Source organism: Rhizobium subbaraonis (assembly GCF_900220975.1).
GTDB classification, from domain to species: domain Bacteria; phylum Pseudomonadota; class Alphaproteobacteria; order Rhizobiales; family Rhizobiaceae; genus Mycoplana; species Mycoplana subbaraonis.
The window spans coordinates 452,207-472,922 of sequence record NZ_OBQD01000002.1 but is presented as its reverse complement, the minus strand read 5'-3'; the positions used below and the strand labels follow the sequence as shown (position 1 = coordinate 472,922).

The 20,716-nt window shown below is 64.5% G+C and carries 20 protein-coding genes; 12 read left to right on the top strand and 8 right to left on the bottom strand.

Going from position 1 to position 20,716, the window contains the following annotated elements; genetic code table 11:
* Window positions 1–253: 253 nt before the first annotated feature.
* From CRO48_RS04465 to CRO48_RS04445, 5 genes are all read left to right on the top strand, one after another.
* Window positions 254–1,381, top strand: coding sequence for an ABC transporter substrate-binding protein (locus tag CRO48_RS04465; protein ID WP_097136695.1), 1,128 nt, complete (start codon window positions 254–256; stop codon window positions 1,379–1,381).
* A gap of 97 nt (window positions 1,382–1,478) precedes the next feature.
* A complete protein-coding gene (locus CRO48_RS04460; RefSeq protein WP_097136693.1) occupies window positions 1,479–2,357 on the top strand; it encodes a branched-chain amino acid ABC transporter permease in 879 nt (292 codons plus the stop codon).
* On the top strand, window positions 2,354–3,328 hold the full coding sequence (locus CRO48_RS04455; RefSeq protein ID WP_097136691.1) for a branched-chain amino acid ABC transporter permease: 975 nt from the start codon (window positions 2,354–2,356) through the stop codon (window positions 3,326–3,328). The genes CRO48_RS04460 and CRO48_RS04455 overlap by 4 nt, the downstream gene beginning before the upstream one ends.
* Window positions 3,325–4,092, top strand: coding sequence for an ABC transporter ATP-binding protein (locus CRO48_RS04450; RefSeq protein WP_245423423.1), 768 nt, complete (start codon window positions 3,325–3,327; stop codon window positions 4,090–4,092). The genes CRO48_RS04455 and CRO48_RS04450 overlap by 4 nt, the downstream gene beginning before the upstream one ends.
* A 1-nt stretch (window position 4,093) precedes the next feature.
* A complete protein-coding gene (locus CRO48_RS04445; RefSeq protein ID WP_097136689.1) occupies window positions 4,094–4,816 on the top strand; it encodes an ABC transporter ATP-binding protein in 723 nt (240 codons plus the stop codon).
* 83 nt (window positions 4,817–4,899) lie between these two features.
* Here CRO48_RS04445 and CRO48_RS04440 read toward each other — a convergent pair whose 3' ends face one another.
* From CRO48_RS04440 to CRO48_RS04430, 3 genes are read right to left on the bottom strand one after another with little or no spacing between them, the layout of a single operon-like run.
* A complete protein-coding gene (locus CRO48_RS04440) occupies window positions 4,900–5,643 on the bottom strand; it encodes an SDR family NAD(P)-dependent oxidoreductase (protein ID WP_097136686.1) in 744 nt (247 codons plus the stop codon).
* Window positions 5,636–6,415, bottom strand: a complete 780-nt coding sequence (locus CRO48_RS04435) for an SDR family NAD(P)-dependent oxidoreductase (protein WP_097136684.1) — start codon at window positions 6,413–6,415, stop codon at window positions 5,636–5,638. Before CRO48_RS04435 ends, CRO48_RS04440 begins: the two co-directional genes overlap by 8 nt.
* Complete coding sequence (locus CRO48_RS04430; protein WP_097136682.1) at window positions 6,412–8,121, bottom strand: FAD-dependent oxidoreductase; 1,710 nt, start codon at window positions 8,119–8,121, stop codon at window positions 6,412–6,414. The genes CRO48_RS04435 and CRO48_RS04430 overlap by 4 nt, the downstream gene beginning before the upstream one ends.
* A 117-nt stretch (window positions 8,122–8,238) precedes the next feature.
* Between CRO48_RS04430 and CRO48_RS04425 the strand changes: the two genes are divergently transcribed.
* The 3 genes from CRO48_RS04425 (at window position 8,239) to pobA (ending at window position 10,984) form a co-directional block, all read left to right on the top strand.
* Window positions 8,239–9,138: a helix-turn-helix domain-containing protein gene (locus CRO48_RS04425; protein WP_097136680.1), complete on the top strand. Its 900-nt coding sequence runs from the start codon at window positions 8,239–8,241 to the stop codon at window positions 9,136–9,138.
* A 95-nt stretch (window positions 9,139–9,233) separates the two neighbouring features.
* Complete coding sequence (locus tag CRO48_RS04420; RefSeq protein WP_097136788.1) at window positions 9,234–9,797, top strand: NIPSNAP family protein; 564 nt, start codon at window positions 9,234–9,236, stop codon at window positions 9,795–9,797.
* Window positions 9,798–9,817: 20 nt separating this feature from the next.
* Window positions 9,818–10,984, top strand: a complete 1,167-nt coding sequence (gene pobA / locus CRO48_RS04415) for a 4-hydroxybenzoate 3-monooxygenase (protein WP_097136678.1) — start codon at window positions 9,818–9,820, stop codon at window positions 10,982–10,984.
* 80 nt (window positions 10,985–11,064) lie between these two features.
* On the opposite strand, the gene CRO48_RS04410 is transcribed toward pobA, so the two are convergent.
* The gene (locus tag CRO48_RS04410) at window positions 11,065–11,829 is read right to left on the bottom strand and encodes an IclR family transcriptional regulator domain-containing protein (RefSeq protein WP_097136676.1); all 765 of its coding nucleotides are present in this window, start codon (window positions 11,827–11,829) and stop codon (window positions 11,065–11,067) included.
* A 151-nt stretch (window positions 11,830–11,980) separates the two neighbouring features.
* On the opposite strand from CRO48_RS04410, the gene CRO48_RS04405 reads away from it, so the two are divergent.
* From CRO48_RS04405 to CRO48_RS04390, 4 genes are all read left to right on the top strand, one after another.
* The gene (locus CRO48_RS04405; RefSeq protein WP_097136674.1) at window positions 11,981–12,688 is read left to right on the top strand and encodes a 3-oxoacid CoA-transferase subunit A; all 708 of its coding nucleotides are present in this window, start codon (window positions 11,981–11,983) and stop codon (window positions 12,686–12,688) included.
* Window positions 12,685–13,374, top strand: a complete 690-nt coding sequence (locus CRO48_RS04400) for a CoA transferase subunit B (protein WP_097136672.1) — start codon at window positions 12,685–12,687, stop codon at window positions 13,372–13,374. The genes CRO48_RS04405 and CRO48_RS04400 overlap by 4 nt, the downstream gene beginning before the upstream one ends.
* 10 nt (window positions 13,375–13,384) lie before the next feature.
* A complete protein-coding gene (gene pcaF, locus CRO48_RS04395) occupies window positions 13,385–14,590 on the top strand; it encodes a 3-oxoadipyl-CoA thiolase (protein WP_097136670.1) in 1,206 nt (401 codons plus the stop codon).
* Between the two features lie 151 nt (window positions 14,591–14,741).
* Window positions 14,742–15,536 (top strand): IclR family transcriptional regulator, encoded by a 795-nt coding sequence (locus CRO48_RS04390; RefSeq protein ID WP_097136668.1) that lies wholly within the window; start codon window positions 14,742–14,744, stop codon window positions 15,534–15,536.
* Between the two features lie 73 nt (window positions 15,537–15,609).
* On the opposite strand, the gene CRO48_RS04385 is transcribed toward CRO48_RS04390, so the two are convergent.
* The 4 genes from CRO48_RS04385 to CRO48_RS04370 all read right to left on the bottom strand — a co-directional run bounded on the left by CRO48_RS04385 (window position 15,610) and on the right by CRO48_RS04370 (window position 20,707).
* Window positions 15,610–16,221, bottom strand: coding sequence for an NIPSNAP family protein (locus tag CRO48_RS04385; RefSeq protein ID WP_176526648.1), 612 nt, complete (start codon window positions 16,219–16,221; stop codon window positions 15,610–15,612).
* A complete protein-coding gene (locus CRO48_RS04380; protein ID WP_097136663.1) occupies window positions 16,208–17,965 on the bottom strand; it encodes an FAD-dependent oxidoreductase in 1,758 nt (585 codons plus the stop codon). Before CRO48_RS04380 ends, CRO48_RS04385 begins: the two co-directional genes overlap by 14 nt.
* A complete protein-coding gene (locus CRO48_RS04375; RefSeq protein ID WP_097136786.1) occupies window positions 17,955–19,736 on the bottom strand; it encodes an FAD-dependent oxidoreductase in 1,782 nt (593 codons plus the stop codon). The genes CRO48_RS04380 and CRO48_RS04375 overlap by 11 nt, the downstream gene beginning before the upstream one ends.
* Window positions 19,737–19,891: 155 nt before the next feature.
* Window positions 19,892–20,707 carry a sugar phosphate isomerase/epimerase family protein gene (locus tag CRO48_RS04370; protein ID WP_097136660.1) on the bottom strand — a complete coding sequence of 272 codons (816 nt, stop codon included), beginning with the start codon at window positions 20,705–20,707 and terminating at the stop codon, window positions 19,892–19,894.
* Between the last annotated feature and the right edge of the window lie 9 nt (window positions 20,708–20,716).

Below are 20,716 nucleotides of genomic sequence, written 5' to 3'. Positions count from 1 at the left end.
TGCCAATGTGTGGATATGCCGGACTGGCGGCTGCCACTTAACATGATGTTATGGAAATAGCCCAATCGGTATTCGTCAACAAGCCGTCTACGCGGATATAGTGACACAAGTTGTCCATCTGGGAGATGGTGGGGAGTATCGACTGAAAAGAAATCGCGGCGCCGGGAGGAGATCAAGGTCGCCGCGTTCCGAGGAGCAGTCCGTTGGCCTGTCGATCGGATCGTCAGCAATGATCATTATTGGGAGGAACGCAATGATCAGAAGACTTCTTTCGACGGCCGCCATCGTGATGGCGCTCGGCGTCGCACCCGCACTCGCAGAACTCAAGATCGGCTCCATCATCGAACTCTCCGGCCCCGGTGCGGCGGCCGGAACGAACTTCCGCGATGGCGTGAAGATGGGTTTCGAGGAGATCAATGCCCAGGGCGGCATCCTGAAGGAGCAGGTGTCGGTCCTTGAATACGACAGCCAGACCGACCCGCAGGTTTCGCGCGCCATGGTGCAGAAGGCCATCGACGATGGCGTCTATGCGATCACCGGCACGGTGTTCTCGTCGTCCACGGTGGTGAACATGCTGGTTGCAAAGCAGTACGGCATCCCGCAGTTCACCGGCTCCGAGGCGCCTTCGATCACCGCCAAGGGCAATCCCTACATCTTCCGGACCGCGTTCGGCTCGCAGAAGGGCGTGCCGAAGATGGTCAAGTACATGGTCGAGAACATGGGCGTGAAGAAGGTGGGCGTCGCCTGGGCGAATACCGAATTCGGCAAGGGCGGCCATCAGGCATTCGTCGCTGAGATGGAGAAGGCTGGTATTCCGATCGTCGTCGACGTGCCGGCCGAGCAGGCGCAAGCCGACTTCTCCGCCGACGTTTTGAAGCTGAAGAATTCCGACGCCGACGCCATCTTCGTTTATTTCACCGAAGAGGAGAGTGCCCGCTTCCTCCGCGAAGCGCGCAAGCAGGGCATCGACAAGCCGCTGATCGGCGAAACGACGCTGATCGGGCACAAGGTGATCGAGCTGGCCGGCGATGCTGCCAACGGCGCCATGGGGCATGTCGGGTTGACCCCGGATGCCAACATCCCTGCCCTCACCGAAATGGTGGAGCGCTTCAAGACGAAGTACAACTACACCCCCGACCATAACGCCATCAAAGGCTATACCGCTGCCTGGACGTTGAAGTACGTCACCGAGATGGTCGGCAGCCCGGATAGCAAGGCGATTGCCGAAAAGCTGCACGGCCTAACGCTCAAGGCTTCCGAGTACCCGGGCGTGCTGATGGACGTCAGCTGGGACGAGACGGGCGAAATGTCCCGCGAGAGCTTCTTCGTGAAGGTCGAAAACGGCAAGCAGGTCGTGCAGGCAGTCCTGCCGCCGAACTAAGCTCGATCCGCTAATCAAGGCCGGCGACGGATGACGCCGCCGGCCGCCATTCATCATTATTCGCAGAGCCGACCAACAGCCCTTGAAGGACGAAACCATGGCCGAGCTTATCCAGATTCTCGTTTCCGGCCTCGCCGCCGGTTCCATCTATGCGCTCGCCGCCGTAGGCTTCACGCTGCTTTGGCAGGCGTCGCAAACGATCAACTTCGCCCAGGGCGAATTCGTCATGCTCCCGGCCTTCTTCGTGCTCATCGGCATGACCGTTCTCGGCCTGCCGATGTGGACATCCATCCTGCTGGCACTGGTGCTGTCGCTGCTGATCCTTGGCGTGGCGTTCAAGCGGCTGATCGTGGAGCCGATGCTGCCGCACGGCACCCTCCCGCTCGTCATCGCCACCATCGCACTCGGCCTGCTTCTGAAGGAGAGCGTGAAGGAGTTCTACGGCGCCACGGCCCAGCCCTTTCCGGCGATCTTCCCGCAAACCGTCTACAATGTCGCCGGCGCCAGCGTTTCCGTGCAGGACATCTGCAATCTGGTCGTCTCGATGCTGGCGATCGGCGGCCTGCAGCTGTTCCTGAACCGCACCCGGACGGGCCGCTGCATGCAGGCCAGCGCCCAGAACCCCGCCGTGGCCGAAATTCTCGGCGTCAACGTCAAGCGCATGGTGCTCTACACCTTCCTTATCAACGCCGCCCTGGCCACGATCGCCTCGGTACTGATCTCGCCGATCTACCTCGCCAAGTTTTCGAACGGTGAGACGCTGGGCCTCGTCGCCTTCATCGCCGCCATCGTCGGCGGCTTCAACCAGATCCGCGGCGCGCTTGTCGGCGGTCTGCTGATCGGCGTGATCGACAACCTCTCGGCCGTCTACATCTCCGCCCAGTATCGCTCCGCCATGCCGCTCCTGCTGCTTATCGCCATCATCCTGCTGCGCCCGCAGGGGCTGCTCGGCACCCCGGAAGGGAGAACCGTATGACCCGCTACCAGCCCATTCTCATCGCACTCGGCATCGCCGCACTGCTCTTCGCGCCGATCGGCCAGGGCAACTACATCATCTACACGCTCTGCTCCTGGCTCTTGTTCTCGATCGCGGCCATGGGCCTGAACCTGACGCTCGGCTATGCCGGCCAGGTCAGCCTCGCCCAGGCCGGCTTCATGGGCATCGGCGCCTACATCACCGCGCTGATGACGCTGAACGGCATCCACTGGAGCGTCGCGGCGCTGATCTCGATCTTGTCGAGCTTCGCCGTCGGTCTCCTGCTCGGCTATCCGGCGCTGCGCGTGCAGCATCACTTCCTGGCCTTCGTGACGCTCGCCTTCAACACGCTGCTCTTCCTGGTCCTGCGCAACGAAGAGGAGATCACCGGCGGTTCGTTCGGCCTCGTCGGCATGGAACGCCCCACCTTCTTCGGCATCAGCACGGACAGCAACCTGGCCTTCTACTATTTCTCGCTGGTCTGCTTCCTGCTGGCTGCAGCGGCCATGTGGTGGATCCTGCGCTCACCGTGGGGCCGGGCCTTCAAGGCGCTGCGCGAGAACCCGATCCGCGCAGAGAGCCTTGGCCTCAAGATTCGTCGCCAGACGCTGCTCGCCTTTGCCATCGGCTCTGCTTTCGGTGGTCTTGCCGGCGCGCTGCAGACGCCGCTCGTGCAGTTCATCGAGCCCAGCAGCTTTGCCCTCATCCATTCGCTCAAGCTCCTGCTGATGGTGGTCGTGGGTGGCTCCGGCTTCTTCTTCGGCCCGATGCTCGGCGCTGCCGTCGTCATTCTGCTGCCTGAAATGCTGCGTTTCACCGAAGGCTATTACCTGATCATCTACTCGGCGCTTGTGATCGTGCTGATGGTCTATTCGCCGAACGGCCTGATCGGCCTCGGCCAGAAGCTCGCCGAGAAGATCAAGCCCCGGCAAGAAGCCCGCCGCGATCTGAAGGAAGGGGTCCAGCTATGAACATGCGCGCCGATACCACCAATGCACCCATCCTCTCGGTACGCAACATCTCCAAGCAGTTCGGCGGCATCCGGGCGGTCAACGGGGTCAGCTTCGATGTCCGGAAGGGCGAGATCCTGGGCCTGATCGGACCGAACGGCTCCGGCAAGTCCACCCTCTTCAACTGCATCCTCGGCCAGCTCAAGCCGACCGAGGGGCATTGCGAGATCAACGGCCGCTCGACCGACGGCGTGCGCCCGGCTGACCTCTCGCTGATGGGGGTTGGCCGCACCTTCCAGCAGCTCTCGGTCTTCCCGAAGATGAGCGTGCTGGACAACGTCATCCTCGCCGGCCAAGAGCACCAGGGCTCGATGCTGTCGCGCCTGCTGGGCAAGCCGGACGCGGGGCTGACCGAGAAGGCGGAACAACTGATCGAATTCTTTCGCCTGACGCCTTACCGCGACACGCCAGCCGGTTCCCTCTCCTACGGCCAGCAAAAGCTCGTGGATGCCGCGATGGCCTTCATGGCGGGGCCGGGGATCGTTCTGCTCGACGAGCCGGCCGGCGGGGTGAACCTCACCATGCTCGGGCACCTGAAGGAGCGGTTGATCACCTATAATCGCGAGCACGGTACGACCTTCGTCGTCATCGAACACAACATGGAGTTCGTGATGTCGCTTTGCACCCGTATCATCGTTCTGGCGCAGGGCGAGATCATCGCCGAGGGAACGCCCGACGAAATCCGGTCGAACCAGATGGTCATCGACGCATATCTCGGAGGCTGACATGCTGGAGCTGAAGAACATCACCGGCGGTTATGGCCGCATCACGATCCTCAACGGCACCTCCTTCACCATCCCGAAGGCTTCGATCACCACGGTGATCGGGCCGAACGGCGCGGGAAAGTCGACTGTCTTCAAAGCCATTTTCGGCCTGCTCAGCATCCATTCCGGCGAGATCCTGCTGGATGGCGAGACGGTGACGCGCAAGTCGCCGGCGCAGATGATCGCCCGCGGCGTGACCTATGTCCCGCAGGGGCGCAACGTCGTGCCGCAGTTGTCGGTGCTGCACAATCTCGAGCTCGGCGGCATCACGTCGAAGGACCAGGCAAAGGTCAAGCGGCGCATGGAAGAGGTAATGGATCAGTTTCCGATGCTGCGCGAGCGAAAGGACCAGAAGGCCATCGAGCTTTCCGGCGGCCAGCAGAAGCAGCTGGAGATTGCCCGTGCACTGCTGCTGGATCCCAAGCTCATCCTGATCGACGAGCCTTCCATCGGGCTTTCCCCGAATCTGGTGCAGGAGGTCTTCCAGACGCTGATCCGCCTGCGCGACCAGGGTGTCACCATCCTGATGGTCGAGCAGAACGCCAAGGCGGCGCTTGCCATGTCCGACTACGGGCTTGTGCTCGAGCTCGGCCAGACGCGGATGTTCGACAAGGCCGACAAGCTGCTGAAGGATCCGCGCGTCGGCCAGCTCTTCCTCGGCGGCCATATCGAGGACGCCGCCTGATCTGAAATTCTCCCAGGACGAAAGAAACGCCCGGCGACAATCGCCGGGCGTTTCTCTTTTATGGTGCTCTCTGCAGGGTCGTGTTACGTCGAAGCGTCTCCGAAATCGCCGAAGGCCGTCCAGCCTCCATCGACCGGTAGCACCGCGCCGGTGATGCCGGAGGCGAGCGGCGAGGCAAGAAACGCGACGGCGGCGGCCACTTCCTCAGCCCGGATCAACCGCCCGATGGGGGTGCGCCGGCGCAGTGTGGGTAGATCGACGCGACCCGCATCCGCAAGCTTCCGGACGAGCGCCGTCTCGACGAAGGCCGGCGCCACGGCATTGACGCGCACGCCGCGTCCCGCCCACTCGCAGGCCATCGCCCGGGTCATGGCGACGATGCCGGCCTTGGCGGCGCCATAGGCGTTGCGCTTGGGTAGGCCGGTCAGGCCGGCGATGGAGGAGAGGTTGACGATGGCGCCGGAACCGCGCGCGACCATGCCTTTGGCCGCCTCGCGCGACATCAGGAACGTGCCGGCGAGATGAACGTCGAGCACCTTGCGAAAGGCGGTGACGTCCTGCTCCAGCGTCGGCAGATGGCTGTCGCCGATGCCGGCATTGTTCACCAGCACGTCGAAGGCAGCGCTTGCGGCAACCGCTGCAGTCTGTGCCTCGTCGGTGACGTCGCAGGCGATGCCGCGATGCCCCGTGCCGAGTTCTGCCGCCCGCTTAGTCGCTTTCGCGCCGTCGAGATCGGCAATCGTCACGCGATGACCGGCCTGCGCCAGCGCCCGCGCTATTGCCAGGCCGATGCCCTCGGCCCCGCCCGTCACCAACGCATCACGCATAGCCCGGCCTCGGCACCAGCCCCATGAGCGATTGCGACAGGCCGCCGTCGACGACAATGTCCTGGCCGGAGATGTAAGAGGCACGCGACGACGCCAGGAACAACGCCACGTCGGCCATATCCTGCGGCGTGGCGATGCGGCGCAGCGGCACCATCTGTTCGCGCTGTGCTTTCACCTGTGCATCCCGATAGAAGGGCTCGGACATCGGCGTGCGCACGAGGCCGGGGCTGAGTGTGTTCGAGCGGATGCCCATCGGTCCCCATTCGTAGGCCAGCTGGCGCGACAGCATCAGGATCGCCGCCTTGGATGCGGAATAGGCGCCGCTCGCCGGTTGGGGATGGGAGCCGGAAATGCTGGCCACATGCACCAGCGCGCCTTGACCGCGCGCCATCATTCCGCGCCCGAAGGCCTGTGCCGCCGCCAGATATCCGTTAAGGTTCACAGCCAGCATCGCGGACCAGTCGACCTCGGAGATGCTCTCCAGCAGACCCGGACGCAGAATGCCGGCATTGTTGACCAGAATATCCGCTCCACCCGCAGCTTCGACCTTCTCTGCTGCCGCCGCGATTTCATCGGCCCGGGAAAGATCGCAGCCGAGTGCGAAAGCACCGCCGCCGAGGTCGGCCACGAGCGGCGCCGTGCGCTCCGTATCGCGATCGAGGGCGACGACGCGCGCGCCCTGTTCGGCGAAGGCGCGGGCCAGCGTCTGCCCGATGCCGCCGCCGGCGCCCGTCACCACCACCGTCTTTCCTGCCAGTCCCAGCCAGCTCATGCAGCGTCCTCCCTCTTTGCAATTTCGGGTGCAAGGCCCGCCAGATGCCGTCCCGTGATCCATCCGAACGTCATTGCCGGGCCGAGTGTGATGCCGGCACCGGGGTAGTTTCCTCCCATGATCGATGCGCGGTCGTTGCCCACGGCGTAGAGACCGGCGATGGGCCGCCCCTGCCTGTCGATCACTTCACCCGGAACGGTGGTCTTCAGGCCGTCGAACGTGCCGAGATCGCCCATCTCCATCTTCACGGCGTAGAATGGCCCCTGCTCCACCGGGGCGACGCACGGGTTGGGCTTTTGCTCGGGGTCGGCCAGATAGCGGTTGAACGAGGTTTCACCGCGATGAAATTCCGGATCCCGACCTGCGCGCGCACCTTGATTGAAGGCGGAAACCGTTGCTTCGAGGCCGGCAGCATCGATGCCGCAGACACGCCCGAGATCGGCGAGCGTCTTGCCCTTTTTCAGATAGCCCGATCGTATCCAGGGCAGAAGCGGCATCGGGGCAGGTTTCGCGTGGCCGAGCCCATACTTGCGGATGGTGCGATGGTCGCAGATCAGCCAGGCGGACGCCTCGCCGGCGGCGACCATCGCCGCGCCGACGTCGTGATAGCTTTCGCTCTCGTTGACGAAGCGTTTTCCGTTCGAGAGCACCGCGATCATGCCCGGCTTGTAGCGGTCGAGGAGATGGGGGAAGACGCCCTTCCCCGGCACCCGGCTGACCGGCATCCATGCTGCCGGCTGCGGGAACTCGGCCTCGAAGGCACCGCCGGCCTCCTCGCCCAGTCGAATGCCGTCGCCGGTGTTGCTCTCCGGCACGGGCGAGTAATGTCCAGCCCCTGCTTTCAGGTGCGCGTAGACGCCGGCGCGGCGGGCGAGATCCTGAGCATAGCCGCCGCAGGCGAGCACGACGCCGCGCCGTGCCGTGATCGTGCGCGGCTCGTTGCCGCCGACTTCGGCGCCACTCAGGCGGCCACCCTCCTTCGTCAGGCGCAATGCGGGCGTTTCGGTCAGGATCGGTATGCCGAGGTCGAAGCAGCTCTTGGCAAGCCGGGCTGCCAGCGCATTGCCACTGGTCACCTGCACGCCGCGACCGTAGCGGACCACTTCGCCGGCATGGGCGGCGAGCCGCTTCAGGACATAGGCGAACGACGCCAGCGACTTCGTCGCGTTGAAGAAGTGCTTGATGTCGGCATTGGAGGAATTGAACATCATCCCCATGAAGGTGATGGTCGAAAGGGGCGGCTGCAGCCGCTTCAGATTGTCGCCAAGCGCGCTCGTATCGAAGGGGGCGGCAAGGACGGAGCGGCCGATGTCGGCGCCGCCCTCCACGGTAGGATGATAGTCGGGATAGAGCGTCGGGACGAAGCGGACGTCGGTCTCCGCCTCGAACCAGTCCAGCATCTTCGGTCCGGCTTCGAGGAAGGCGTCGACCGCGCCCTCGTCGAACCAGTTTCCAGTTTCGGCCTTCATGTAGCGCCTTGCCGCTTCGCGTGTGTCGCTCGGATTGTTGGTCTTGCCGTGCCGGTTTCCGGGTATCCACAGTACCCCGCCGGAGAAGGCAGTCGTTCCACCGAATACCGGCTCCTTCTCGATGACGATCACCGATAGCCCGTGCTTCCTGGCGGTGATGGCGGTAGCGAGACCGCCGGCGCCGGAACCAATTACAAGCACGTCGCAGACCTGCCGCTCCTCGATCGACCGCTCCATCGCTTCCTCCCTGTGGCGCATGACATGAGGATTTGCTACCGCACGGTCCCGACCGGACCAATGGACGCACCGGCGCAATTGTTGCACAATTCGGTCGGGACGCATTCGGGAGGATTGATGGCGAACGTGGCCGGAGGCGGCATTCCGCACTACTATCTCTATGGCGATCAAGGCGCGGACGTCGAATTGGACTTCCTGCACATCGAGCCCCTCCGCGACCGGAGCGGCCCCAACGACTGGAGAATCCGTCCCCATTCGCATCCCGACCACATGCAGGTCCTGTTCGTACGCGGTGGCGGCGGAACGATCCGCATGGAAGAACAGATCCTGCCCATTCCGGTTCCCGGTGTTCTCGTGGTGCCCGCGGGCATCGTTCACCAGATCGATTTCGACCCCGGCACCGACGGTTTCGTCGTCACTGCAGCTTTGGGCTGTCTGAAGGCCGCGGCAGCCGGCGACGCGCGCCTGACCGAGGCAGCGGCGCGCCCGGCCGTCTATCCGCTGACGGGCACGGGCGTCAGCATTCCCGCCGTCAACGACACATTCGAATGGTTGCATCGGGAGTTCATCTGGTCGGCGCCGGGGCGGCGTACGGCGATCGTGGCGCAGTACATGCGGATTCTGGTCGTGGTGCTCCGCCTCTATGTGACCACCGGGGATCCGGGCGTCGCCGCACCGGATCGTGATTACGACCTGCTCGTGCGCTACCGCGCGCTGCTGGAGGAGCATTTCCGCAACGAGCGCTCGCTCGCCTTCTATGCCGGCGATCTGGCCGTCACGCAGGCGCGGCTGAACGCCGCCTGCAAGGCCCGCGCCGGCAAGACCGCGTCCGACCTGCTGTACGAGCGGATCGTCATCGAGGCCAAGCGATACCTCGTCTATACTGAAAGCAGCGTGGCGCAGGTGGCACACCTGTCCGGCTTTGAGGACCCCGCCTATTTCAACCGGTTCTTCACGCAGCGCGTGGGTCTGTCGCCGGGCGCATTCCGGAAGCAGAAGCTGCACCAGGAGGCGTGAAGAAAGCCTGCGTCCGGGTATCGTCCAATCTTTCCGACGCTCCGTCCATTTCCGAAAACGTCTTCCTTGGCCACTGTTTGCTTGAGGAGGACGACATGATCCATGAATGGCGATGCTACCGGCTGAAGGCCGGTGCTGCTCCGGACTATCTGGCCCTGCTTGCCGACGAGGGGCTGCCGCTTGTCACGCGGCATCTGCCGCTGATGGGCTACTGGCTTGCGGAGACAGGGACGCTCAACACCATCCATCATTTGTGGAGTTATGCGGACTGGGCTGACCGGGAAAGCTGCCGCGCCGCGCTTGCGGCGGAGGAGGCCTGGGTCCGCGGTTTCGTTCCAAAGGCCTTCGCGCTCGTGGAAGAGCAGCGCAATCGCCTGCTGAAGATCACACGGACATCCCCCGCATTCGATGCTGCGCTGGTGCGACGCCGCGAGCAGCGCCCGGCGCGGGCGGTGGGTGCGCCGCTTTTTGCGACGGATTGCGCGACCCTGTCGTCCGGCCCTTCTGCAAGCGGCGCGGTCGCGGCGTGGGAGGCGGTGTCGGGGGAGCCTGCGCCGCTGCTTTCCCTGTTGCCGCGCACCGCCGACCCTGTTCCCGGCAAAGCTCTTTCCGGCGCCGACCATGTCGTGCTGCGTCCGCTTTGCTTCTCACCGCTTTGATTTTACGGAGACAACCGACGATGCGTCATCAGGTCTGTATCATTGGCGGCGGCCCGTCCGGGTTGCTTCTTTCATTGCTTCTGCGTCGCGCCGGCATCGATGCCGTCGTGCTCGAACAGCGTACCCGCGACTATGTGCTGGCCCGCATTCGGGCCGGCGTGCTCGAGCAGGGCTTGTGCGACCTTCTTCGCGCGGCAGGCGTCGGCAAGCGGCTCGATGCGGAGGGTTTCGTGCATGACGGAACCATCATCGCCGCGCATGGCCAGAAGGTCCACATCGATTTTCGCGCGCTCACCGGCAAGACGGTGACCATCTATGGCCAGACAGAAGTCACCCGCGATCTCTACGACGAACTGGACCGGACCGGCGCGCCGATCTTTCACGAGGCCGAGGAAGTCGCGCTGCACGATGCCGACGGCGATGCGCCCCACGTCACCTTCAGGCAGCATGGCCGCAGCCATCGCATCGACTGCGACTATATCGCCGGCTGCGACGGCTTCCATGGCATCAGCCGCCGCACGATCCCGGAAACGGTTCGGCGGGAATATGAGCACGTCTATCCGTTCGGCTGGCTGGGTATCCTGTCCGAAACGCGGCCGCTCTATCGCGAACTGGTCTATGCCGGCCACGAGCGCGGCTTCGCGCTCTGTTCGATGCGCAATGCCCATCTGAGCCGGCACTATCTTCAGGTGCCGCTGACTGACAAGCCGCAGGACTGGAGCGACGACTCCTTCTGGGCGGAGCTGCGTCGCCGCCTGCCGCCGGACCTTGCCGATACGCTGGTGACCGGGCCTTCGGTGGAAAAATCGATTGCGCCTCTGCGCAGCTTCATCTCCGAACCGATGAGCTGGGGCCGTCTCTATCTTGCCGGCGACGCCGCGCACATCGTCCCGCCGACGGGCGCGAAGGGGTTGAACCTTGCCGCATCCGACGTCTACTACCTGTCGCGAGCGCTGATCGCACGCTATACCGGGGACGAGGGCCTACTGAAATCCTACTCGGCCACCGCGCTTGCCCGCGTCTGGAAAGCATCGCGCTTTTCCTGGTCGATGACCCGGATGCTGCACGACTTCCCCGCCGAAGGCGAGTTTCTGCAGCGCATGCAGCGGGCGGAGGTGGACTATCTTGCGGGATCGAAGGCCGCGCAGACCGCACTTGCGGAAAACTACGTGGGCCTGCCCTACTGACGCCATCGGTCAGACGGCAGCGACGCGAACCCAAAGTATCCGCGTACTCGGGGGGCGTTTCGCCAGGTGCGCGAGGATGCCTATACCAGCATCCTCGCCAATTCCTTCTGTACGGCGAGCAGCGGCGCAAGATAGCGCTCGGCCAGCGCGGAGACCGGTTCGGCCGTCACGGCCGCCAGACCCACGTTCAGTGCTGCGACGGTTTGGCCGCGGACGGTCTTAAGCGGAACGGCGATCGATCGAAGCCCGATTTCCACTTCCTGGTCGATCAGCGCATAGCCGCGCGACCGCGTCTCGTCGATTTCCGCCATCAATGCATCGATATCGGTGATCGTGTGCGCAGTGCGGGCCAGCCGGGGCGAAGCCTCAAGGACGGCGAGCACCTGATCGCGATCTTGGGCTGCCAGCAGCACTCGCCCCATGGAGGTGCAGTAGGCGGGCAGCCGCGATCCCGGCATCAGTGCGATCGACATGACGCGCCGCTGGGCCGCACGCGCGACATAGACGATCTCCGTCTCGTCCAGGATCGAGACGGAGGTGCTTTGGCCGATCTCTTCGGAGAGCCGGTCCAGGATCGGTTGCACGATCCGCGGAAGCGGCATGGTGGCGAGGCACCCTGTGCCGAGCCGGAGGATGCGTGGCGTGACGGTGAAGAATTTGCCGTCATAGGCGGCATAGCCGAGCTCCGACAGCGTCAGCAGGCAACGGCGCGTCGTCGCCCGGTCGAGACCGGCGATTTCGGCCGCCTCGGCAATCGACAGGCGCGGATGCTCGGCGCTGAAGGCTTCGATGACCCTAAGGCCCTTCGCAAGGCCGCCCATCATGTCGCGTTCCTTGACCGTCATGGCATCGCTCCGGCGTTAGATAATGTGCGATATGCGAACAAAAATCATATAACGCACAAATCGATTGCCGTCGATGGCTTTCCGGGGGTAATTTCCGCCTCGAAACGGCGGCGGGGCGACGTGGCTACCGCGCCGGACGGAGGATTTTCGGATGGACAAGACAATTGCGAACGCGGCGGAAGCCGTTGCCGGGATAGGCGACGGCGCGCGCGTCATGATCGGCGGTTTTGGCGGCTCCGGCGCGCCGATCGAGCTTATTCACGCACTGATCGACAAGCGCCCGCGCGGACTGACCGTCATCAACAACAACGCTGGCAATGGCCGCATCGGCATCGCTGCGATGATCGATGCCGGCATGGTCAGCAAAATGATCTGCTCCTTCCCGCGTTCGTCCGACCCGCGGGCCTTCACCGATGCCTATCTGGCCGGCAAGGTCGAGCTTGAACTGGTGCCGCAAGGCACACTGGCCGAGCGCATCCGCGCCGGCGGGGCCGGCATCCCGGCCTTCTACACCCCGACCGCCTACGGAACCGAGCTCGCCGACGGCAAGGTCATCGCGGAATTCGACGGCCGTTCCTATGTGCAGGAGCGCTGGCTAAAGGCAGACTTCGCGCTCATCAAGGCGCATGTCGGCGACACCTATGGAAACCTCACCTACAACAAGGCCGCGCGCAACTTCAATCCGCTGATGTGCATGGCGGCTGCCGAGACGATCGTGCAGGTGTCGCGGCTTGTCCAGCCCGGCGGCATCGATCCCGAAGACGTCGTCACGCCCGGCATCTTTGTCAATCGTGTCGTCGAGATCGCCGATCCCCAGCAGGAAGAAGTGCTCATCAAAGCCGGAGTGGCCTACGTATGACCGTCGATACGCGCGAAGACATCAAGCTCTCCAACGCCCAGATTGCCTGGCGCGCTGCGCAGGACATCAAGGACGGCGCCTATGTGAACCTCGGCATCGGCTTTCCCGAAATGGTTGCCCGCTACCAGTCGCCTGGTCGTTTCGTCACCTTCCATACGGAAAACGGCGTGCTCGGATTCGGTGAGCCGCCTGCGGACGGCGAAGAGGACTGGGACCTGATCAATGCCGGCAAGAAGGCGGTGACGCTGAAGCCGGGCGCCGCCTTCTTCAATCATGCCGACAGCTTCGCCATGGTCCGCGGCGGTCACCTCGACGTCGCCATTCTCGGCGCCTACCAGGTGGCGCAGAGCGGTGATCTTGCGAACTGGCGCGTCGGCTCCAAGGGGGTTCCTGCCGTTGGCGGCGCGATGGATCTGGTGCATGGCGCCAAGCAGGTCTTCGTCATCACCGAGCACGTCACCAAGACCGGCGAGCCGAAGCTCGTCGAGAAGTGCACCTTCCCGCTGACCGGCGTGGGCTGCATCACCCGCGTGTATACCAGCCACGCCGTCATCGACATCGTCGACGGACGTTTCGTGCTGCGCGAAAAGCTGCCCGGCATGACGGTCGAGGAACTGCAGGCAATGACCGGCGGCGAGCTTCATATCGAGGGCCCGGTGGCCGATCTCGTCGCTCCGGCGCTGTGAGGAAAAACCCATGACCGAAGCCTTCATTTGCGATTACATCCGTACGCCGATCGGCCGCTACGGCGGCTCCCTCTCATCCGTCCGCGCCGACGATCTGGGTGCTGTGCCACTGAAAGCGCTGATGGAGCGCAACGGCGGCGTCGACTGGGAGGCGGTCGACGACGTCATCTACGGCTGCGCCAACCAGGCGGGCGAAGACAACCGCAACGTTGCCCGCATGTCGCTGCTTTTGGCGGGACTGCCGGTATCGGTGACAGGCACCACGATCAACCGGCTGTGCGGCTCGGGCATGGATGCCCTTGTCGCCGCCGCCCGTGCCGTCAAGTCGGGCGAGGCGGAACTGATGATCGCCGGCGGCGTCGAAAGCATGAGCCGCGCGCCCTTCGTGATGCCGAAGGCCGAGACGGCGTTCTCGCGCAGTGCGGCGATCTACGACACCACCATCGGCTGGCGTTTCGTCAATCCGCTGATGAAGGCGCAGTACGGCGTCGATTCCATGCCGGAGACCGGGGACAACGTCGCGATCGACTACAAGGTCTCGCGTGAGGACCAGGACGCCTTTGCCGTGCGCAGCCAGGAAAAGGCCGCCCGCGCCCAGGCGAACGGCCGGCTTGCAAAGGAAATAGTTCCCGTCTTCGTTCCGCAGAAGAAGGGCGATCCCGTTGCAGTAAGCCAGGACGAGCATCCGCGCGCAACGAGCCTCGAGGCACTGGCCAAGCTGAAGCCGGTCAACCGGATGGAAGGTGCTACCGTCACGGCGGGTAACGCCTCCGGCGTCAACGATGGCGCAGCCGCCCTCATCGTCGCCTCGGCAGCGGCGGCGAAGAAGTACGGCCTGACCCCGATCGCCCGGATCGTCGGCGGCGCGACGGCTGGCGTTCCGCCACGTGTCATGGGTATCGGCCCGGCTCCGGCCTCCAGAAAGCTGCTCGACCGGATCGGCTGGAGCGCGGATGAGCTCGATGTGATCGAGCTTAATGAGGCCTTCGCCTCGCAGGGACTTGCGACGCTGCGCCAGCTTGGCATTGCGGACGACGATCCTCGCGCCAACGCGAATGGCGGCGCAATCGCTCTCGGGCATCCGCTCGGCATGTCCGGTGCGCGCATCGCCGGTACGGCGGCACTGGAACTGGCACTGGGCGGGAAGCGGCGTGCGCTGGCCACCATGTGCATCGGTGTCGGCCAGGGTATCGCTGTGGCGCTCGAACGCGTTTGAACCAGGGATTATCGGCTGACAACCTTCATCGGCCGCACGCGGTTGGCGCGTGCGGCCTTTTGCGTCGGTAACCATGCTCGCTCCGCCGAAATAGCTTGACTGCTTGGGGGGGCGTGTCAAAACTGGAATGATAATCCAGATTGGAACGCCCATGAGCATCCTTGAGAAGTCCCTGAATATCATCGAGTTCCTGGCCGAGCGGCCGGCGGGCCTGTCCGTTTCCCATATTGCGCAACGCGTGAACCAGCCGGCAAGCGGCGTTCATCGTACGCTCAACGAATTGATAAGACTGGGTTATGTGCGCCAGGTGCAGGACCAGGGAGACTATGCGCTGACGATGAAGCTGGCCGCGCTCGGCGTCGGCTTTCTCGGGCGAACCGGTGTCGGCGACGTGGCGCAGCCGATTCTCGACCGGCTGGCGCAGGTGAGCGGCGAGCTGATTCGACTTTCGGTGATCGACGGCGACGATTTGATCTGGGTTGCGGTGGCACAGGGGGCGACGGGTGGCTTGCGCTACGATCCGGGCCAGGAACAGGGTGTCGTGGTCCATCTCGCAAGCAGCGCCGGCGGGCAGGCATGGCTCGCCTCGATGAGCGATGAGGAGGCGCTGGAGAGGGTCTCGCGCCAGGGATTGATCAATCCGAGCAAGCCGTCGGGGCCGGGCGCGCCCCGCACCATCGCCGAGCTTCTGGAAATTCTCGCCGAGACGCGCAAGCGAGGCTATGCGCGCTCGGTCGACAGCTACATCATTGGCATGGCTGCTATGGCAATGCCGGTGCGAAGCGGCGGACAGGTCATCAGTTGCCTGTCGATTGCAGCACCTGCCGTTCGCATGACGCCCGAACGGATGGCGGAGCTTGCGCCCCATCTTTCCGCCGCGGCCGAAGAGATCGGCCTCGCGGCCAACGGCTCCAAATACTTTCCCGGGCTGCACAAGCACGGCTGAACGGCACCAGACGAGAAACGGCCCGCCCCTGTTGCGGGCGGGCCGCTTTCTGGCTTCATGAAGTTACGGCTTTCTATTTCAACGGGGAGTTCGCCGTCGGAAACGCGATGGTCGAGCGCATGTCCGTCGTCAGCCAGTCCGGCCCGCCCTTTGGCGGCCAGACGCCCTGGGCAACGGAATCCGCGCGGATCTGGCCGCGCTCGTTGACGGACGCAAACGGCCAGATGTGCGTCATGCGCGGTTTGCCGTCGATGCCGTACATGCAGATCGCCAGCTTCGACAGTTCGGTGCGTGCCGGGACAGCGGCTTCCCAGGCGCGGATTGTCGGCTCCAGTCCGCCGGTCTTCAGCACGTAGGTGCGAAACTCGTAGGCCGGACCGAAGCTGCCGGTCTCGACCGGAGGCAGGAAAGGAAATGGTGCGTAGCCCTCAAGCTCCAGCCCGGTCAGCCATTCGGCCGAGCCGAAGGGGTTCGCAGCCCGCAATGTGCGCTCGCGCTCCGCATCGTAATCCGCTGCGGTTTCGAAGCCGCGGAAGACCAGCACGCGGTTGAGTACGCCGATGTCGGCATAAAATATGCCGAGAAGGCGTCCCTTTCCTTCGCTCGCAAAGGCCTCGATTGCGGGCGCGGCCTTAGGTGCGGCCCCCATGCTGGTCGAAAGTGTCGCAATTTCATAGCGTTGCACGGTAATTCCTTTCATCTGTCCCTGCGCCGGCGCTGTTGTCGGGCGTGTCCTTGAGCTTGCCGGCCGCATGCTTGGCGACACGCCAGCCGAAGACTATCGCCGGGCCGATGGTGGTTCCCGGTCCGGGGTAGGTGCCTCGAAAAATCGAGGCGAGATCGTTGCCGCAGGCGTAGAGGCCGGCGATCGGCTCTCCTTCCCTGTCGAGGACCCGGCCGAATTCGTCACCGGAGAGGCCGGCGCTCGAGGCGAGGTCGGAGGGGCGGACTGCCATTGCATAGTACGGCCCGTTTCCAATCGGCCCGATGCAGGGGTTGGGGCCTATGGCCGGATCGCCGTTGAAGCGGTTGACGACGGAGCGCCCGCGTCCGAACGCCTCGTCTACCCCCGTCGCAGCCGAGTGATTGTAGGCTTCGACCGTGGCTGCAAGTGCGGGCGCCTCGCAGCCGATTTTTTCCGCAAGCTCGCGAAGGGTCTTTGCCTCGGTGACGTAGCCTGCCTTGATCATCGCGCGCAGATTGCGCGCCCCCGGCAGGATCATCCCCATCCCGTATCGCCGGATGAAGGAACTGTCGCAGATCAGATGCGCGGGGATTGCGTTGTTTCTGATCTGTCCCATCGCGAAGTCGTGATAGGAATCGGATTCATTGACGAAGCGTCTGCCGGATGCGTCAACCGCCAGAAGGCCCGGCTTGGCACGGTCGAGGATGATATGCGGCCACACTGCCAGCGAACCATCCGCGCGCCGGTAGGACGAGCACGGCATCCACAGTGCCGGGCTATCGCCGCCGTCATCGAAGCCCGCGCCGACGGCTGTTGCAACGTCCGCCCCGTCGCCGGTGTTGCTGACCGGGCCAAGCGAATAGTCGCGCGTGCCCTTGGGGAAGAGCCGTTCACGGATCGTCCGGTTCCAGCAGACGCCGCCGGTGGCCAGCACGACACCCTTGCTGGCGCGGATGCGGCGCGTGCCGGACGGACCTTCCATGACCGCGCCGACCACGCGGCCGTCTGCGACGATCAGTTCCGTGACGCCGGTTTCGAAGAGGATGGGCACTTTCGCCTTGCGCAGACTATGGAGCAGCCGCGCCACCAGAGCATTGCCCATCAGCAGCCGCGTTCCCCGCCGGTAGCCGAGGCGATCCAGCAGATAGCGGCCGACGATCGTCACGGCACTGCGGAAATTTCCGATCGAGCGCAGCGGTGAAAGCAGCGCGTCGAGTTCGTTCCGGCCGACCATCATGCCGCCGAGGCCGACGAATTCGGGGCGCGGCGGGCGTACACGGGCGAAATCGTCCCGCCCGAGCAGGCGTCCGTCGAACATCACGGGCGCCAGCGCCCTACCGCCGTAGGCGGAGCCCGGTCCGTCGAGATAGTCCGGATGGGCGGTCGCTGCGACGAACTTCACGTCCGTGCGGCGGTCTAGTTCCTCGATCGCCGGCCTGCCGGAGTCAAGAAACGCCTCGCGAAGACGGATGCCGCCGCGATTGGCAACGACGGATTCCAGGAACGCCCGCGCATCCTCCACTTTGTCGGGCACACCGGCCAGTTCGGACAGATGCGTTCCGGGCACCCAGGTCGTGCCGCCTGAGGTGGATGTCGTACCTCCCACCTGGCCGGTCTTTTCGCAGAGAACGACGTTCAGTCCCTCCAGAGCTGCCACCAGCGCGGCCGTCATGCCGCCTGCACCCGCTCCGCAGACCAGCAGGTCGACCTCCTCGATCGTTCCCGGCTCAGTGTCAGACGACATTCTCTTTCCTCCCGTGGCTTTCAGTCTCGCCCGCATCGCGCCCTGCAATGGCTTCGGCGGCGAGGAATCCGTAGGTCATGGCCGGACCGAGCGTGATGCCGCCGCTCGGATAATTGCCACACATGATGCTGTTCATATCGTTTCCCGCCGCATAGAGCCCCGGGATCGGTGTACCGGCGCCGTCCAGCACCCGGGCCCGAGTATCGGTTTCGACGCCGGCGAAAGTGCCGAGGCTTCCCGGAACGACACGCACCGCATAGAACGGCGCACGCACGATAGGCGCAATGCAGGGGTTGGGTCGGTGGTCGGGATCTCCCTGGGCGCGCTGGTAGGGCGTCGTGCCGCGGTGAAACTGCGGATCCTCTCCCTTTATCGCATGACGGTTGAAGTCCGTGACAGTCCGCTCCAGGCCGGCGGGATCGATGCCGCAGAGTCTCGCCAACGCCGTGATGGATGTTGCCTTGATCAGGTATCCGTTGCGCAGCCAGCGTCCGAAGGGAACCGGTGCCGGCTTGACTGCACCCAGGCCGTAGCGGCGCAGGAACCGATGGTCGCAGATCAGCCAGGAAACGGCGGGTTCGCCTGCTGGCGTGGCGGCAATCATCTCGCGGACATAGTCATGGTACGGGCCGCCTTCGTCAACGAAGCGCCTTCCTGTTGCCATCACCGCGATGATGCCCGGCTTGCCACGCTCGACGAGGTGCGGAAAGCGGCCGACGGTGCCGTCCGGGCGCGGGACGAGCGAGACCGGCGCATAGGCTGCGGCGTGGCTCAACCGTTCCGACACATGCCCGCCGGCGCTTTCCGCAAGTCTCAGCCCGTCACCGGTGTTGGCCTCCGGCGCGGCAGAGCAATGCCGCGTTCCGGCGCGCACATGCGGCAGGAGATCATGCAGCCGACCGGGATCATGAGGAAATCCGCCAGTGGCCAGCACCACGCCGCGTTCCGCAATGACGGCAACGCGACCCGAGGGGGTATCGACCACCGCCCCTTTTATCCCGCTGCCGTCGCTGATCAGTTCGCGGGCGGGCGCGTTCGGCCAGAGCGTCACGCCCTTGTCGGCTGCCGAACGCAGCAGGCGTGCGGCGAGTGCATTACCGTTGACGAGTTGCATCGCGCGGCGATGGAAGAGGAGGTCGCGTGCATGCTTCAGCACGCGTCGCGTGACATAGGCAAACGCGGACGGCGAACGCATGGCGGTGAGAAACATGCGCATGTCGACGCCCGACGCTATGCCCATCCCGAGAAACGTCGTCTCGGGGATGGGCGGGCGCAGGCTCTGGATGAGGCGGCCGAGCTTGCGACCGTCATAGGGGGCGGCGGCGACGGATCGCCATCCTGTTCCGGCACCTGGCGCGTTGCCATGAAAATCCGGTACGCCACTGCCCGGCAGAAAATGCACGCACGTATGGCGCTCGAAGAAGTCCAGCATCCGCGGCGCGGCGCTCAGATAGCCTTCGATCATCGCTTCGTCATACCGGTTGCCGAGAATGTGACGCAGATAGGCTTTTGGCCCCTCAGGGTCTTCACCCTTCCCTGCGGCGAGCGCATGCGGGGCGTTCGGCACCCATAGCCAGCCGCCGGAATAGGCCGTCGTGCCACCGAACATTTCGGTCTTCTCGGCTACGATGACGTTCAGCCCGAAATGCGCGGCCGCGACGGCTGCGGACAGTCCGCCGGCACCCGAGCCGACCACCAGCACGTCGCATGTGACGCTCTCGTTCGCTGCGGCCGGTGCAACCGTATTCCCAGCCTTAGGGACTGCATTCATTGCCGCCTCCTCCATGAGGCAAGGCCTTGCCTGTTCTGCCAGCATCGCGACACGACGCTAACTCCAAGCGCGTATCTCCTCCTGCGTACGCGGGTACGCACTTGCCTCCGCTCATCATGCACAAAATGGAATAATATTCAATATCGGAATATCATTCACAGAGTATTCGCTATGGTTGCCTTTGCGGCAGCGAGCGCCTGAGTGGCCCTGTCCCGGGGCGACAGCCGGTGCACGAGGTCCGCAGATGCGATCTCGATGCTGACCGGTACATCCGCAGGCAGGGCGCGAACAAATGCGGGGAGGTCTATGCCACCCTCGCCCGGCAGCAGCCTTCCCCCGCGCGCGATGCTGATCAGCCCCGCGTCACTGCGATCGTATTCGGCCGGCGCGTCGCAGAGTTGGAAGTAGTGAATGCGGTTGGCAGGCAGGCTTTGCAGATCCTCGACCTTGCCGCCGGTACGGTCCCAATGCAGCGCGTCCGCAAGCACGCCGCCGTTGGGCTGGCCGGCCCCCTCTACGATCGCTTTGGCTTCCGCGGCGTTGCGAACTCCGGTCCAGGGCATGAATTCGAGGTCGGCGGTGAGGCCATAGCGTGCGGCCAGTTGCGCAAAGGCGCCAAAGGTCTGCGTCAACCGCGCCGGTTCGGGATCGTCTCCGGCAACGAGTATGTTTGCAGCGCCGAGTGCGGCGGCACATTCGAGAAAGCCTGTGAATTCGTCGACCTTCGTGTGCGGTTTCAACCGGACGATCTCCACGTCGCCGACGCGAATGCCGGTATCGTCTAAAGCGGCGCGCGCTTCGGCCAGCACGGAGGCGTCCGTCAAAATGGGATAGGGCCCCTCGCCGCTCGCCGCTGCCGGCAGGAGCCGAAGGCCCACGCTGTCATATCCGGTTTCGGCCGCGACGCGGATCGCCTCGGTCGGGCCGAGATCGGGAACGGTCAGAAAGGCGAGTGCGAAACTGCGGCTCATGATTGGATC

Excerpts from the sequence above, each read along its gene's own strand:
- CRO48_RS04400 (WP_097136672.1), top strand. The coding sequence starts at position 12,685 with ATGACCGTCGATACGCGCGAAGACATCAAGCTCTCCAACGCCCAGATT.
- CRO48_RS04380 (WP_097136663.1), bottom strand. The coding sequence starts at position 17,965 with ATGTCGTCTGACACTGAGCCGGGAACGATCGAGGAGGTCGACCTGCTG.
- CRO48_RS04405 (WP_097136674.1), top strand. The coding sequence starts at position 11,981 with ATGGACAAGACAATTGCGAACGCGGCGGAAGCCGTTGCCGGGATAGGC.
- CRO48_RS04445 (WP_097136689.1), top strand. The coding sequence starts at position 4,094 with ATGCTGGAGCTGAAGAACATCACCGGCGGTTATGGCCGCATCACGATC.
- CRO48_RS04370 (WP_097136660.1), bottom strand. The coding sequence starts at position 20,707 with ATGAGCCGCAGTTTCGCACTCGCCTTTCTGACCGTTCCCGATCTCGGC.
- CRO48_RS04440 (WP_097136686.1), bottom strand. The coding sequence starts at position 5,643 with ATGCGTGATGCGTTGGTGACGGGCGGGGCCGAGGGCATCGGCCTGGCA.
- CRO48_RS04425 (WP_097136680.1), top strand. The coding sequence starts at position 8,239 with ATGGCGAACGTGGCCGGAGGCGGCATTCCGCACTACTATCTCTATGGC.
- CRO48_RS04430 (WP_097136682.1), bottom strand. The coding sequence starts at position 8,121 with ATGGAGCGGTCGATCGAGGAGCGGCAGGTCTGCGACGTGCTTGTAATT.
- CRO48_RS04420 (WP_097136788.1), top strand. The coding sequence starts at position 9,234 with ATGATCCATGAATGGCGATGCTACCGGCTGAAGGCCGGTGCTGCTCCG.
- CRO48_RS04375 (WP_097136786.1), bottom strand. The coding sequence starts at position 19,736 with ATGAATGCAGTCCCTAAGGCTGGGAATACGGTTGCACCGGCCGCAGCG.
- pobA (WP_097136678.1), top strand. The coding sequence starts at position 9,818 with ATGCGTCATCAGGTCTGTATCATTGGCGGCGGCCCGTCCGGGTTGCTT.
- CRO48_RS04390 (WP_097136668.1), top strand. The coding sequence starts at position 14,742 with ATGAGCATCCTTGAGAAGTCCCTGAATATCATCGAGTTCCTGGCCGAG.
- pcaF (WP_097136670.1), top strand. The coding sequence starts at position 13,385 with ATGACCGAAGCCTTCATTTGCGATTACATCCGTACGCCGATCGGCCGC.
- CRO48_RS04465 (WP_097136695.1), top strand. The coding sequence starts at position 254 with ATGATCAGAAGACTTCTTTCGACGGCCGCCATCGTGATGGCGCTCGGC.
- CRO48_RS04455 (WP_097136691.1), top strand. The coding sequence starts at position 2,354 with ATGACCCGCTACCAGCCCATTCTCATCGCACTCGGCATCGCCGCACTG.
- CRO48_RS04435 (WP_097136684.1), bottom strand. The coding sequence starts at position 6,415 with ATGAGCTGGCTGGGACTGGCAGGAAAGACGGTGGTGGTGACGGGCGCC.
- CRO48_RS04460 (WP_097136693.1), top strand. The coding sequence starts at position 1,479 with ATGGCCGAGCTTATCCAGATTCTCGTTTCCGGCCTCGCCGCCGGTTCC.
- CRO48_RS04410 (WP_097136676.1), bottom strand. The coding sequence starts at position 11,829 with ATGACGGTCAAGGAACGCGACATGATGGGCGGCCTTGCGAAGGGCCTT.
- CRO48_RS04450 (WP_245423423.1), top strand. The coding sequence starts at position 3,325 with ATGAACATGCGCGCCGATACCACCAATGCACCCATCCTCTCGGTACGC.